Source organism: Pantoea sp. SS70 (genome assembly GCF_029866845.1).
GTDB classification, from domain to species: Bacteria; Pseudomonadota; Gammaproteobacteria; order Enterobacterales; family Enterobacteriaceae; genus Pantoea; species Pantoea leporis.
Map to the genome: position 1 here is coordinate 419,186 of NZ_CP117200.1, position 12,776 is coordinate 431,961.

Genomic DNA, 12,776 nt, shown 5'->3' on the forward strand with positions numbered 1-12,776 from the left:
TCCCTATTGTTGTTGCTGCGAAGAAGGCGCGGTGCGTGCCAGCGGAACCTCATCCGCCTGGCGGGTGACAATCAGCATTTTTGCCCGTTGCTGCACATCCTGCGGCACTGAAGCCAGCTCGATGGGTTTGCAGTCGCTGTCGCCGACATAACGCACTACGTCATGGGTGCTTTTCACCTTCATTTCACAGCGGTACATCTGCATGCCGCGCACCATGTACAGATTTTTTATGCGGTGATCGGTCTCAGCGCTGAATCCGCCCTGGCCTAAACCGGACCAGCTGGCGACATTCAGCGGCGTGGCACCTTCCAGGGGACGCTGTTGATTGATCATCAGCCTGCCAAGCCAGGTGTAGCGCGAAACAATATTCACTTTGTTCACCAGCATGCGGCCCGGCGCGATAAACAGCGTGCGTCGTCCGGCACCTTGGGTGATTTCACTGCGCATGCCGTCGGTGGATTCGATGGAATCGTTGATGCTGATCGCGCTCTGGGTGTAAGCCGGTACGCTAAATAACGTGCGGCCGGTGCCGTGCAGGCTGGCGCTGCCCGCGCCATCAACGGAGACATCCACCCGCGTGTCGCGGCTTTCATCGCTGCTTGCCACATGTACGCCCACCGCCGCCCCGGGCAGCCCGTTGCCCCATTTGCCCCAATAGAGGCCGGAACGCGCTACCGCCAATGAGGAGTTGTAGCTGCCGCTGCTGCTGAAGCGCTGAGCGGATGAACCGGACGACGCAGAGCTGAATGCCAGGCTGCCGCTGCCGTATTCGCCCGCAGTTTTGCCGTAAACGGAAGCATTCAGAGTATTTTCCTGATTACCGTTGAGGTTCACGCCGATCTCCTGCTGATTCTGCGCATCGAAATACCAGTTTTGCGCCACGTTATAGCCAACCTGATCCTTGTTGTTGCGATCGGTTTGGTAGGTCATGCCGAGCGAACTGTAGCTCGAACGTGAATCGATGGTTGGCGTGCTGACGCGCGAGAGTGAGACGGAGAGGAAGCCACCGTTGTCGCGCTGAGTTCCGCTGCTGCTGGTGCGGGTAAAGAGATTGGCGCTGGTATTAATATTGAGTCCGTTGACGCTGAAGCCACGCCCCAGGCCAGCCTGCCAGGTGGTAGTCTGCGTTTTACTGTAGATGTTGCGGCGCGCCCACTGCGGCACGACGCCGTTATCATCCCACTGCACCGGAAGCACATTGCGGCCCTCGTTTTTGCTGGCGCTGTAACCGGCATTCAGATACCAGCTTTTCACCGGCACGCTGAACATCAGGCTGCTGCTCTGGTAGCACCCGCTAAAACCGTATTGCCCACCGTTGTTGCTGTAGCAATCCTGCGCATACAGGGCGCTGCGGTAGAAACTGAGGGAGAATCCGTCGTTATAAGCGACCTGCTGGATATTGCCGCGCGAACCTTCGCTGCCTTTCAGGTAGCTAAAGCGGGTGGTGAGGATGCCGTCGAGCAGCGGATTATCAAATCCGTGGCTCCAGTCGAGTGCGCTTTCGATAAAGCGGTTGCGGTTGGTCACGGCGACACCGCCGGTCAGCGCAGCGTCTTGCATCACAGGCACTTTGATGCCCGCCTGCATCACACGGCGATCGGCACCCGATTGCGATGCAGCGTTGTTGCCCTGCATCTCGCGATCGGGAATGGAGCCGCCTTGCACAAACCATTCAATGTTCTGGCTGGTGGCATTACCGGTGCGGCTGAAAGGAACCTGTTGGGTACGCGACAACTGATTATCTTCATAGATACGTAGCGTCACGCTATAGCTACCATTAGGAAAGGCGCTGGTATCAAGATTCTGCGTGCCGGCATTCAGGTAAAAGGTGCCAAGCAGTTGCTGCCCGCGATAAGCATCAATACGCGACGGGCGGGTAATAAAGACAGTGACCGGCGTGCCTTGCGCCGCCTGTGCGCGGTTCATCCAGGCGAGCGTCGAACCCACGCGCGCCCCTTCGATAGTGCTGAGCGGCAGCTGGCTTAAGGTAATGTTGCCGCCGGCGTTGCTGAAGATATCGCGCGAATCCATGCGTCCGGCCTGCACGTAATAGCGTTTGCCGAGATCGCGGCGCAGAAACACGTTGTTAAAACGCACTTCCTGATGACTTTGCTGACGGTATTTTTGCGCCAGATAGTCCCAGTCAATTCCGGCATAGCTGTTTTCAGTGAATCCTAGCGCGCCCGCCCCCTGCAGCGATAACGTCTGGTCATCGCGGTTGGTGACGAAGTTAATATTCTGCTGATGAATAAACGCCGCTTCTGTTTCGGCAGTTTGCTGGTAATAGGGCGATGAGTTGTCAGCCGCAAGCGGCACAAATTCCGGGCCGAGAAACAGCGCCACTTTGGCATTATTTTCGTCGTAGATCAGCGCGAGGGAGTCGGTTTCCAGATAGTCACAGCCCGCTGCGCCGCCGTTGCTGCTGCATGCCTTATTACCGTTGCGTGCCAAAGGTTCACTGATCAGATGGTCTAAGCGCTTTTCCTGCTGCGGATCCTTTTGATAATGCTGCATCACCGCCCGCGCAACCTGATGCGGTTTCAAGAACCTGACGCTATCCAGCGAAACAGAAGCTTCAAACAAGCCGAGCGATTGCCCGTAAACAGAAAGGTTGACCCACAGCGTCTGGCCGGTGACCAGCGATTCGAAACCAGGCGGAACCTGCGTGGCAGCACGAGGAGCAAGAGAAGGGATCAGGGTAATGAAAGAGGCTATTAAAGCGACGTGAATATTGACCTTCATTACAGCATCCTGCTGAAAAAGAATAATAAGGGGGCCGAGCGGCCCCCCGAAATAATTGATCAGTCAATGCCGACAAATTAGCTCTGCGTGGTGGCCTGTGTAATTAACAGGCTCACTACGCCGGTATAGGTGCCGGTTGCCAGCACGGCCGGCGTGGTCTGCGAGATTTTCAGTGGCAATACTGACGAACCGTTTGCGGTGCCCGCCGGGAACAGCGAGGCGTAAGTCAGGGCCGTGTTCGTGGTGGTGATCGGTTTTAAATCCGCACCCAGCGTGACGGTCAAAGGTACCGCTGTACCGGTAACGGTATTGTTAAGCTGAGCGGCACTCACCAGCGCAACGTTGATATTGGCAGTTTGCGAGTTCGACCAGATTTTGGTGTCCAGAGAATAGGTAGATAAACCACGGCCCGGAATATATTGCATATTAATGGTGCCGGGTAATGCGGTTCCGTCCGCCTGCGTCATATCCACCGTCGAATCAACATTCGCATTCACCGTAATATCTTTCTGCACCGCCTGTGCATTAAATACAGCCGTTAACGCAGCAGCGATGACTAGTGGTTTGATTAATTTTTGCATTTGTAGCTCCGTGAAAATCCTTGTACTGGCCGTAAATGACCGTCTCATGGGTAATGAACTGCTTTATAACAAACAGGTTGTTATTCCTTTAATACGTGTTGATCAGTGTCCGATAACGTACTCGGCGATATTCCGCGTATTGAGATCAACATGTTTTATTCTGACTTCCTGGGCAGCGGCTAATTCTGCCGAACTCCAGGCTTTAAAACGCAATGTCTCATCCGGATAAACCGTGGCGTGTTCTTTTTTCCACTGACAGCTGCTGCTATGTTGTTTTGAGCAAACCGCGACCTCACGAATCACTACGCGAACCGTGCCAGCGTTTTTGACTTCGCCTGATGCTGATTGCGTGAGCGATAATCTGGCATTACGCGGCGGAATATGTACCAGCACGCCCCAGACTAAATTGATGCCGACCTGGTTGCTGATGTTATTATTCTGCGGCGATTTATCTTTCAATTCATCCGGGGCAGCCACGGCCTCGAAGTAAACGCGCCAGGCAGTCTCTTTTTCTGGCGGTTGTAATGAAATCAGCCGAATAATGCGTTGTGAACCGGAAGCCAGCGCGAATTTATCCGGAGTGGCGATAAGCGATGGCGAAACGGCATCTTCAACCAATATTTCTTTTTCAAACGGTGTTGCAGGGCGCTCAATTCGCTTGATGCTGACGCGAATAAACTGCGCTTCACCGCTTTGCGATAATGTCTGCACCTGTGCCGCACCCTGATTATTTAGGGTGACTTCCATCGGATAGACACTCATATTCGCCCATGCCGCTGGCAGGGAAATAAAACCCATTATAATCAGTGGGTAAGCGAGTTTTTTCACCAGAGTGTTATGGCTTAAAATAGCCATTGAAAGGCCGTGACGCAGTGTCTTATGCGGTGAGTCGTCCATGATAAATCCTTATAAATTCCATCAAAAATCTGTCGGATATTCCCTGTATGAATCGGCTTAGCTATAAACCGGTCTCACTTAACCAAGTGGAATAACCGTGCGTTAAGAAAGTTCTCATATGGGCTTTGTTAAGTCACTGTCCATTTTTGTGGTTAATTTTTTTAAGCCGTGCTACAAAGGGAATACTTGAGGAAATATCGCGACCTAACTTAATGAAATAATTGTAAAAATAAAGATCAATTTTCAGGCATTAGAAACGGGCATGTCAGCTCAGAATAAATCAAGCTTTACATAAAATAGTCCATTGATGGTAAGATCGTGCCCAGAAGGGCAAAAAGACCCATGTTAATCTTAAAATATTAACCTCAGAAATAATACCTCCATAAAGCATCATCAACCGCCTCTCAACAGGATTTAAATAAATCCAGGAGCATGAGAGTGATTTTCTAAAAATTTTATAATTGATAACCAGGCACACCACACAGCAATATGAAAAGCAAACAGCAACTCACAGCATTAATTCACCAACGCGCAGCCGAGATTAAGTCAAATGACAACATCTCGTTAGTTATGCAGAAGCATTACAAACTGTTGTTCAGACTGTATCTGACTAAGCCGCTCTATTTTAAAGTCATTTTCAAAGCTAATCGCTTTATTATTGGCTCGGCCATCATGGCGTACGCCTTCACCTCAGCAAACCCAACGCTGCGTGATGTAAAAGACTTTTGTAAAAAAACCGGTCTGATTAGCGACAACACTATTGATTCCTTTCTGCTCTTTATTCGGGTCGGTGGGCGTATGGAAGTTAAAAAGGACGCGCAGGATAAACGAAAGTTAACTTACACGGTGACCCGCAAAGCGCTGGACGAAACGCGGGCTTTAATTAATACCATGATGATTCCTTACGGTATGTTGTACGACGATTTCGATGTTTCGGCTTGCCTGAAAATGGAAAACTTTCATGAGGAATACTTCAAAAATTACGCTGAAATCACGCTCAAGCATGTTTACTTGTTCGATATGGTGCCAGAGAGTAAAGCCTTCATTTTCAGGGATGCCGGGCACATGCTGTTGATGGATCTGTACATCGAGAGTCTGCAACAAAAAACCACTGTTATTGAGTACAACTACCTGAAAGCGTCAGTGAAATGTGGGGTTTCGCGTTCGCACATTAAACGCTGCCTGCAGGACGCTGAAGCAGCCGGGTTGCTGACGCTGAATAAAACCAGTAATACGCTCATTTTGCATCTCTCCTTTATGCAGATGGCGCTGGATTATTTTGCGGTCTATATGGCGATGGTCGAGTACGGGTTGCGCGGTTTAACTGGCGTGCCTCAGCTACCGGCGAGCCTGTCACGATAATCTGCTTTTTCGCTGACTGGTGAATTGCCAAATCCAACAAATCGATTGCCACTATTGTCGTTTTACATTTTTCCCTGTTCCTCAACGTGGAATATGGCCCGACGCAGGATGTGAAAGTGCGCCAGGCGTTGCTGCAAGGTCTGGATATCGATCCGCTGCTGAAGTCGGTGTATCGCGGCGAACGCACCCGCGCGTGGGGCATCACGTCGCCCATCGATCCGCTTTACAACAAAGAGCTGGAGGGCAAATACGGCAACAATCCGGATGCGGCCAATACCCTGCTGGATGAAGCAGGATGGAAAAACCGCGATGGCGAAGGCTTCCGCACCAAAGATGGCCAGCGTCTGCGCATTGAGCTGATTCAGGCACAGGCAACGGTGCGCGACCAGCGCGATGTGCTGCTGCAGGCGATTCAGGCGCAGGCGCGTCAGCGTCTTGGCGTGGATCTCAAGCTGAACTACGTTGATTCTGGTACTTATGCCGATGTGCGTAAAAGCGGTAAGTTCGGCACCATCGCCAACTCCAACACGCCAACCGATGGCGTGGATATCGAAAACCACTATCGTCCGATCGCTCAGGGCGGCGCAATTAACTATAGCCGCGTCAACGATGAGAAGATCAATGGCTTGCTGGATAAAGCCGCCAGCACGCTGGATCTTAAGAAACGCCGCGATTTCTACAGCCAACTGCAGCAGGTCGCATTACCGCAACTGGCATTGGCAGTGCCGCTCTACGAACCGGAAGATCAGTTAGCCACCGCCAGCTACGTGCACGGCTACGGTTTCCGCAGCTATAAGCAGATGCCAGAAAGCGTTTACGATGTGTGGGTAACTAAACCGTAATATCGCCCGTTCGGTCACCGTAGGGTCGCCACAAATGGCGTAATGCTTGTCAGTTAAGCCAACGACGAGTGCGCAGACCGGGACCACTTTTGGTCCGGCGGTCCTCGCGCCGCTAGCGCGGTACCTTCACTTTGCTCGTCTGCCTGACGGACCAGCGGAGACGGGACGTCCTGTCCCGGCTCCGCCTTTCGCCCGCGTCCTGCGGGCTCTCCTGGCTTCCTCGCTTCGTTCAGCGCTGCGGATTGCCTGCCCAAAAGTGGCCCCGGCCTGCTTAAACTTCTGTGCGTGTTTTTGAAAAGGGCACATTTGCTAAAGGCGCTGGCGCGTCTGCTGTGGCAAAAGGGCTATCCGCAGCGCTGAGGCTTTTACGTTGGGCCAGGAGCCTCACGCAGGGATGCGTGAGGCAGTTCGGGGCCGGCCAGGACGGCCGATCCGCGAACGGTCCGTTTGGCACAACGTTGAAGCCGAAGGTACCGCGTAAGCGGCGCGAGGACGGCCCGTGACGCAGCAGATGTGTCAGAGCCCGCTACCTGTTCAAAGCAAAATGCTTGCTTAACTGACAAGCATTACGCCATTAATGGCGACCCTACGAGGGTTTTATTTCCGTGGGCATTATTGCATCGCAATAAAATACCATTTCCCATATTCAACAAATCGATTGCCGTTATTCTCGGTTTACTTTAATCCGCCGGATTTTAATACTTTCGGCAGGATTGAATAAGGAAACGGTCACCATGAGTCAGCTAATTGAAGTTGCCAAGCCCGACGATGCGGAAGAAATATTTGCGCTGTTGCAACGCGCCTATGCTGCGCTGGTGGCGCTGGATGTGCATTTCACCATTTCACAGGGCAACGTCGAGCAGGTGCGCCGCGTCATCGAGCAGGAAACCGTGCTGGTGCTGCGCAAATGGAAACGCGCGGTGGCGACCGTCACGGTGCGTTTTCCGTGGCAGCAGGATGAACATGCGCCTTCGTCGCTGCCGTTTATCCACTGGTTCGCCGTCGACCCTGATTACAAAGGGCAGGGCTACGGCCGCGACATCATCACCTACGCCGAAGAAACCCTGCTGAAAGAGACGCTGAAAGCGCCGGGCGTCTATCTCGCCACCGCCATCAAGCATCCATGGCTGAGCGAGCTCTATCTGCGTCGCGGTTATCAACCGTTCCATCACCGCACCAATCCATTAGGCGAAGCGCTGGTGTTTCTGAAAAAGGAATTCAACCCGCCAGCCGATCAACCCATCGCTAAAATCGCCTGAATAACTAAAAAAGCACCTGCAACCACCAAGGATCTTATGAAAGCGAATTCAATCACTCTCGCGCTGGGTGTGACTTGCCTGCTGGGAAGCGCATCTCTTTTTGCCGCTGAGCAACCGCGCAGCGGCGGCAGCTTAACCTTCGGCGTCGAAACTGAACCCGTGCCGTTTAACCCGCAGCTGAATGGGCAATCCAAAGCGGAAGTGACGCTGCGTAACGTGTGGGAATCGCTGCTGGCGCGTCGAACCGACGGCAGTTTCGTACCCTGGCTGGCAGAAAGTTATGAGGTCAGTCCGGACGGCAAAGCGTATCGCTTTAGCCTGCGCCGCGACGTCACCTTTTCCAACGGCGAGAAGCTGGATGCCAATGCGGTGGCCGAGAATTTCCGCCATGTGCAGGATGCAAAGTATTGCGCCGGCAGCAGCATCTGCGCATTGGGCGCGAGAATTGCCAGCGTGGCGACGCCAGACGATCACACCGTCACCATCACGCTGAAGCAGGGCTATTCGCCGTTCCTGTCGTTCGCCGCCAAATTGCAGATTCTGGCACCGGCCAGCTGGAACTCGCCGCAGCTGAAAGCCGGTGGCAAAGAGATTGCGGGCACCGGGCCGTTTATTATCGAGAGCTACGAAAAAGGCCAACAGGTGACATTCGTACGCAACCCGCACTACAACTGGGCGCCCGCCACCGCTAAGCATCAAGGCCCGGCCTATCTGGAACGCGTGACCTATCGCTTCCTGCCGGAATCCTCGGTGCGTACCGGCGCGCTGCTGTCCGGGCAGCTGGACGCGATTGAAGGGATTTCCGGCAATGACGCCGGTGAATTCAAAGACAATCCCGATTTCACTTATCAGCACGCGCTGAACACCGGCACGCCATATTCGCTGTTCCTTAATGTGGAATACGGCCCGACGCAGGATGTGAACGTGCGTCAGGCGTTACTACAAGGGCTGGATATCGATCCGCTGCTGAAGTCGGTGTATCGCGGCGAACGCACTCGCGCGTGGGGGATTACTTCGCCGGTTGATCCGCTCTACAACAACGATCTCGAAGGTCAGTATGGTAACAATCCCGCTGCCGCCAACCAACTGCTGGATGAAGCGGGCTGGCAAACGCGCGACAGCGACGGTTTCCGCACCAAAGACGGCCAGCGTCTGAGCATTGAAGTGATTCAGGCGCAGGCAACGGTGCGCGATCAGCGCGATGTGCTGCTGCAGGCGGTTCAGGCGCAGGCGCGCCAGCGTCTCGGCGTAGAGATCAAACTGCGCTACGTCGATTCTGGCACCTACACCGAGGTGCGCAACACCGGCCACTTCGGCTCGATTGCTAACTCGAATACCGAAACCGACGGCATCGATATCGAAAACCACTATCGCCCGGTAAAAGCTGGCGGGCCGATTAACTACAGCCGCGTCAACAGCCCGCAAATCAACGGCTGGCTCGATCAGGCGGCAGCGACGCTGGATATTAATCAGCGCCGTAAATTCTACAGCCAGCTGCAGCAATACGCGCTGCTACAGCTGGCGCTGGCGATCCCCCTGTATGAACCAGAAGACCAGATCGCCACCGCCAGCTACGTGCACGGTGCCGGTTTCCGCAGTTTTAAACAGATGCCGGAGAACGCGTACGACATCTGGCTCAGCGACCACTAATCAGGAGGCGAAGATGAGTCTGGAAAGCATTGTCACCCGCACGCCACGCGCGCGTCGGCCATCGGTGTGGCGCAGCGACCTGACGCGCCGCATCGTCAGCCGCCTGCTGGGCGGCGTTCTGGTGCTGTGGGCGGCGGTTTCGCTGGCCTTTCTCGGCGTGCATCTGGCGCCGGGCGATATCGTCAGCCTGCTGATCGGTGAGCAGCTGCGTACGCCAGCCATTGAGGCGGCGATCCGCGCCGAATGGGGCCTGAACGAACCGCTGTGGTGGCAATATCTGCACTATATGTGGCGCGTGCTGCACGGCGATTTTGGCCGTTCTTACATGCTCAACACTGAAGTCAGCCATCTGCTGGCCACGCAGCTGTGGCCCACCATCAAACTGACGCTGGCGGCGCTGCTGGTCAGCATTATTTTTGCGGTGGTGATTGCCGTCGGCACCGCGCATCGTCGCATTGGTCGCCGCGTGGCTAACGGTGTCGAGCTGCTGCTGGCCTCCACGCCCTCTTTCTGGATGGGCATCGTGCTGCTGTTTATTTTCAGCTTTACGTTGCGCTGGTTCCCGGTGGCGGGCGATCGCTCGCTGTCGTCGCTGGTGCTACCGGCGCTGGCGCTCGGTCTGGCGCAGGGCGCGGTGATCGCTCAACTGCTGCGCCGCGAGCTGGAGCGCGCGCTGGATGCGCCATTCACCCTGACGCTGCGCGCGTGGGGCGTGGGGGAAATCACCCTTCGTCTGCGCCACGCGCTGCGTCATGCGGCGCTGCCCGCCGTCACGTTAACCGGCTGGCTGGTGGGCGGATTGCTGAGCGGCGCGGTGATTACCGAGCAGGTATTTGGTCGTCCCGGCCTTGGCAAACTGACCGTCGATGCCGTGCTGGCGCAGGATCTGCCGGTGGTGCTGGCGGTGGCGATTCTCTCGGCGCTGATCTACGTGGTGATGAGCACCCTGGTTGACATCCTGTCGCTGTGGATTGATCCGCGTCTGCGCGGGGAGAGCAAATCATGATTGCCGTGCTGCAACGTCTTCCGGTTGCGCTGCCCGCCGCGGTGTGGGGAGCGATTCTGTTTCTGATTGTATTGGCTATCGCGGTGATCGCGCCGCAGTGGCTGGCGCACAGCGATCCGCTGCTGGCCGATCCGGTTAACGCGCAGCTGCCGCCGTCGGCGCAGCATTGGTTAGGCACCGACCAGCTGGGACGCGATCTGCTGACGCGTGTGATCTACGGCAGCCGCTATTCGCTGCTGATCAGCGTGGCGGCGATGGCGCTGGCGGTGGTGTTTGGCACTTTGCTGGGATTGGTGGCGGCGCTGGCGCGTGGCGTGGTTGATGAGCTGTTGAGCCGCGCGGTGGATGTGATTTCCGCCTTTCCCGATCTGCTGCTAGCGCTGATGCTGATCGCCTTTACCGGGCCCGGCACTAACAACCTGATTATCGCGCTCGGCGTCGCATCGGTGCCGCGTTTTGCCCGCGTGGTGCGGGCACAAACCTACAGCGTGATGACCTCCGGGTATGTTGAACAGGCGCGCACCTTTGGCCTGTCACGCTTCACGCTGATCACGCGCCACATTTTGCCGCACGCCATTGCGCAGGTGCCGGCGCTGGCCACGCTGGGGCTCGGCACCGCGATTATCGGTACCGCCGGACTGAGTTTCCTCGGCATGGGGCCGCAGCCACCGACCGCCGAATGGGGCCTGATGCTGGCGGAAGGACGCAATTATCTGCGTAACGCGTGGTGGATCGCCGTGTGGCCGGGCGTGTTTATCACGCTGACGGTGATTGCGGTGAATACGCTGGGTCGTTACTGGCAGGCACGTTTTGAAGGACGATCCGCATGAGCCAGCCGTTTATTGATATCCAGAATCTCTCGATTCGTTTCGGGCCGCAGCAGGTGGTGAAAAACCTCAACCTGCAGGTCGCGGCGGGCGAATCGGTGGCGCTGGTCGGGGAATCCGGTTCCGGTAAAACCCTGACCGCGCGCAGCCTGCTTGGCCTGCTGCCGGAGGGCGCAGTGTTAACCGCTGACCGTTTCACCATCGACGGTCGCGATATGCGCCACGCCAGCCGCAGCGACTGGCGCGCGCTGCGCGGTCGCCGCATTGGCTATGTGTTGCAGGACGCGCTGGTGTCGCTCGATCCGCTGCGCCGCATTGGTCAGCAGCTGAGTGATGCCCTAAGCGCCGCCGGTCATCGCGACAATTTGCAGGACAAAAGCCTCGCACTGCTGAAGGCGGCGGGCATTCACGATGCCGAAAGTCGCCTCGAACGCTATCCGCATCAGCTCTCGGGCGGCCAGCGCCAGCGTGCGTTAATTGCTACCGCGCTGGCCGGTACGCCAACCTTGTTGATCGCCGATGAACCGACCACCGCGCTGGATATGACGGTGCAGCGCCAGATTCTGCAACTGCTGGCGCAGCGCCGCCGCGACGGCCACGGCCTGCTGCTGATCAGCCACGATTTGGCGGTGGTGGCGGAACTGGCGGATCGCGTGCTGGTGATGCGCGATGGCGAAGTGGTGGAGCAGGGCAACAGCGGTCCGCTGCTCCATCGTCCGCAACACGCCTGGACGCAGCGCCTGCTGCGCGCGGTGCCAACGCCCGCCACGCGCGGTCTGCGCCTGAGCGCGGCTGAACCGACGCCGCTGCCGCCGCGCCCGACACCCAGCAGCGCACCGTTGCTGGAAGGCATCGGCCTGCATAAAGCCTATGGCGATCGCCTGGTGCTCAACGACATCAACTTCACGCTGCACGCCGGAGAGACGCTTGGCGTGGTCGGCGAATCCGGCTCCGGCAAAACCTCGCTGGTGAAAGTGGTGATGGGCTTAACCGAACCGGACAGCGGCACGCTGCTGCTGGAAGGTGAGCGCTGGGATCGTCTGCCGGAGAAAGCGCGCCGCGCCCGGCGTGCGCGTTTGCAGCTGATCGCGCAGGACCCGTTCAGCTCATTCGATCCGCGCTACACGGTGGAGAAAATTATCGGCGAAAGCCTCGATAGCGCCGGAATTTACGGCGATGCGCGCCGTCAGCGCGTGCGTCAACTGCTGGATGAAGTGCAGCTCGGCGACCGCTTCCTGCAGCGCTATCCGCAACAGCTGTCCGGCGGCCAGCGTCAGCGCGTGGCGATTGCGCGCGCCTTTGCACCGAATCCGGCGCTGCTGGTGGCCGATGAACCGGTCAGCGCGCTCGATGTATCGGTGCAGGCGCAGGTGCTGGATCTGCTGGCCGATATGCAGGCCGAACACGGCACCGCGCTGCTGTTTATCTCTCACGATCTCGGCGTGATCCAGCATCTGGCGGATCGCGTGCTGGTGATGCAGAACGGGCAAGTGGTGGAGAGCGGGGCGCTGCAGCAAGTGTTCGCCGCGCCGCAGCATCCGTGGACGCAAAAACTGTTACAGGCACTGCCGGTCATTCCTGACTGGCAGCCCGCGAACGCATATTAAGGA

9 protein-coding genes and 1 pseudogene are annotated in these 12,776 nt (G+C 56.6%); 7 read left to right on the top strand and 3 right to left on the bottom strand.

The genetic code is table 11. The annotated features are described in order from the left end of the window. Nucleotides 1-3: 3 nt before the first annotated feature. From PO881_RS21570 to PO881_RS21580, 3 genes are all read right to left on the bottom strand, one after another. Nucleotides 4-2,742, bottom strand: coding sequence for a TcfC E-set like domain-containing protein (locus PO881_RS21570; protein ID WP_280172940.1), 2,739 nt, complete (start codon nt 2,740-2,742; stop codon nt 4-6). Between the two features lie 77 nt (nt 2,743-2,819). Beyond that, on the bottom strand, nt 2,820-3,323 hold the full coding sequence (locus PO881_RS21575; protein ID WP_280172941.1) for a CS1 type fimbrial major subunit: 504 nt from the start codon (nt 3,321-3,323) through the stop codon (nt 2,820-2,822). 102 nt (nt 3,324-3,425) lie between these two features. Further along, entirely contained in the window at nt 3,426-4,220 is a 795-nt protein-coding gene (locus PO881_RS21580) for a fimbrial protein (protein ID WP_280172942.1), read from the bottom strand. Nucleotides 4,221-4,709: 489 nt separating this feature from the next. Between PO881_RS21580 and PO881_RS21585 the strand changes: the two genes are divergently transcribed. The 7 genes and pseudogenes from PO881_RS21585 to PO881_RS21615 all read left to right on the top strand — a co-directional run bounded on the left by PO881_RS21585 (nt 4,710) and on the right by PO881_RS21615 (nt 12,773). Beyond that, entirely contained in the window at nt 4,710-5,582 is an 873-nt protein-coding gene (locus PO881_RS21585) for a hypothetical protein (protein WP_280172943.1), read from the top strand. 68 nt (nt 5,583-5,650) lie between these two features. Continuing rightward, nucleotides 5,651-6,424: pseudogene (locus tag PO881_RS21590) on the top strand (ABC transporter substrate-binding protein); the annotation flags it as partial. A 734-nt stretch (nt 6,425-7,158) separates the two neighbouring features. After that, nucleotides 7,159-7,683, top strand: a complete 525-nt coding sequence (locus PO881_RS21595; RefSeq protein WP_101761768.1) for a GNAT family N-acetyltransferase — start codon at nt 7,159-7,161, stop codon at nt 7,681-7,683. A 36-nt stretch (nt 7,684-7,719) separates the two neighbouring features. Beyond that, entirely contained in the window at nt 7,720-9,333 is a 1,614-nt protein-coding gene (locus PO881_RS21600) for an ABC transporter substrate-binding protein (RefSeq protein ID WP_280172944.1), read from the top strand. A 13-nt stretch (nt 9,334-9,346) separates the two neighbouring features. Next, the gene (locus tag PO881_RS21605) at nt 9,347-10,339 is read left to right on the top strand and encodes an ABC transporter permease (protein WP_280172945.1); all 993 of its coding nucleotides are present in this window, start codon (nt 9,347-9,349) and stop codon (nt 10,337-10,339) included. Continuing rightward, complete coding sequence (locus tag PO881_RS21610) at nt 10,336-11,169, top strand: ABC transporter permease (RefSeq protein ID WP_280172946.1); 834 nt, start codon at nt 10,336-10,338, stop codon at nt 11,167-11,169. Before PO881_RS21605 ends, PO881_RS21610 begins: the two co-directional genes overlap by 4 nt. Continuing rightward, the gene (locus PO881_RS21615; RefSeq protein WP_280172947.1) at nt 11,166-12,773 is read left to right on the top strand and encodes an ABC transporter ATP-binding protein; all 1,608 of its coding nucleotides are present in this window, start codon (nt 11,166-11,168) and stop codon (nt 12,771-12,773) included. Before PO881_RS21610 ends, PO881_RS21615 begins: the two co-directional genes overlap by 4 nt. Nucleotides 12,774-12,776: the final 3 nt, after the last annotated feature.